1 protein-coding gene is annotated in these 1,648 nt (G+C 59.5%); it reads left to right on the top strand.

All coding sequences use genetic code 11. The features are described 5' to 3' along the window. Positions 1-469: 469 nt before the first annotated feature. Positions 470-640 (top strand): hypothetical protein, encoded by a 171-nt coding sequence (locus NUW23_16300; GenBank protein ID MCR4427708.1) that lies wholly within the window; start codon positions 470-472, stop codon positions 638-640. Positions 641-1,648: the final 1,008 nt, after the last annotated feature.

The following is a 1,648-nucleotide window of genomic DNA, read 5'->3' as shown; positions in this document are numbered from 1 at the left end:
CGTCTGGCCGCCCGCGGGCGGCCAGACGCGGCAACCCGCCAAACCCCCAACAAAAGGCCGTGCACCGGGCGCGTGCGAAGCGCAAAGCGCGGTTGCCGGCAGAACGCCCCCGGCAGGGTGCCTGACTGCCAATACGCTGACCGATCTTGGGTGCACCCTGCCACGACGTTGACTTGCCCGCGAAATTGCGTATGATCAGCATATCCTCTATCGGCCCTTTGCAGTCCGGGAGGAAGCGCGCATAATGAGGCCACCATCCCCGGCAACTGCAAAGATACAAGCAGTTTCGAGGAAGGCGTCAGCCAAGCCAGTAGCATGGCTGCGCTTTTGGCTTAGACTCGGCCAACGGCCAGCTAAGAAACGATGCGGCTGACAGTGCTTGACTTGCTCCGCCTGCAACTGACGCGCAAATCGTAAGACCAGCCATCATGGTCAAGATAATGGAGGATCAGGCCGAGGGAGGCGAGTTATGTCCGATATGGACCTTTCCGCCGACAATGTTGTGTCCCTGCAGAAGCAGGTGAGTGACATTGAAGCGCAAGTGCGGGAGCTTCAAAGCCGGCCGGGCAAGCTCGAGGAAGCGCTACCCCGAACCAGGATTCTCAGCCCTAGTTTCCTGACCCGCGCCTTTGCTGTCTGAGGACACAATCTCGTAGCAGGACTTACGATCGGGATTGCTTTCTACTGTATCGTATCTCTTACAGCAGCACTGATAGGAGGATTCGGCGAGGCAACGAACTTCTCACCCTGATGTGACTGGTGGACCTTCTGCTCGATGCGCAACATGGGCTGCAAGCAACCGGGCGAGGGAGTCCGGGCTTACGGCACCCTGGGCCTTCCTGCGAGCAGCGCGCAGGCCAAGCGTCGACCCGCCTCGACGGGGGAGCAGGCTCCGCTCCCGAAGGTGGCCTGTCGGCGTCGTGGGCGCCTCAAGCGCAAGGCGCGCATCGCGACCTAAGACGCCGGCTTCGTTTCGGCTGGCCCGCGCGGTCCACAACCGGGAACGGATATGCGGATCCCCCTAATTGACAGTGATGTCCGAGTAGTTCGCCCGCTGGCTCTGCTAGGAGCTTCTTACGACCTGCACGGGGAAACAGTATCGGTCGCGTAGCGGGCGGGCATTGGGACCAAGAAGCACGTGGCCGAAGGGCTGCAACGAGTCCAGATCGACGGCGGTGTTATGCGTATAATGAGTTTCCTATGTGGGGGGCAGGTGATGAGCTGTTGAATGAGGTTGGTCGATTGCTTACGAGGTGGTGAAGGTTCAGAATAGGGCTGGCGATCCGCTTGTGGTTATGGTATACTCAGGCCACGACGGTAGAGCAAGAAGTCATTGTTCTTCGGGGTCAGGAACGCGGTACTTACGGCGACGGGTTTGAGCCCAAGAAGCGTTACAGGACTGAGAGCGCTCCGGGCTACCGCCCGAACAGCGGGTCGCTCGGTCGCGCAAGCAGGCGCACAAACCGAAAGGAGGAGCGAACTATGGAAAGATACGCAAACCTAGGTGGTGACTCAGGCGTCGTCGCGTACCAGATCGGTGATGACTTCATCAGAGTGCAGTTCTCGGATGGTTCTATGTACCTTTACACGTATGCAAGTGCCGGCGTCGACAACATAGAGCGCATGAAAGAACTTGCGCGAAGGGGGC

The sequence above is a fragment of the Bacillota bacterium genome, from assembly GCA_024655925.1.
GTDB lineage: Bacteria > Bacillota > DTU025 > DTU025 > JANLFS01 > JANLFS01.
Note: the sequence above shows the minus strand (reverse complement) of the source record. Positions and strands in the feature narration are given on the sequence as shown.

Bases quoted from the DNA above. Each gene is read 5' to 3' on its own strand.
- NUW23_16300 (MCR4427708.1), top strand. From the start codon at position 470: ATGTCCGATATGGACCTTTCCGCCGACAATGTTGTGTCCCTGCAGAAG.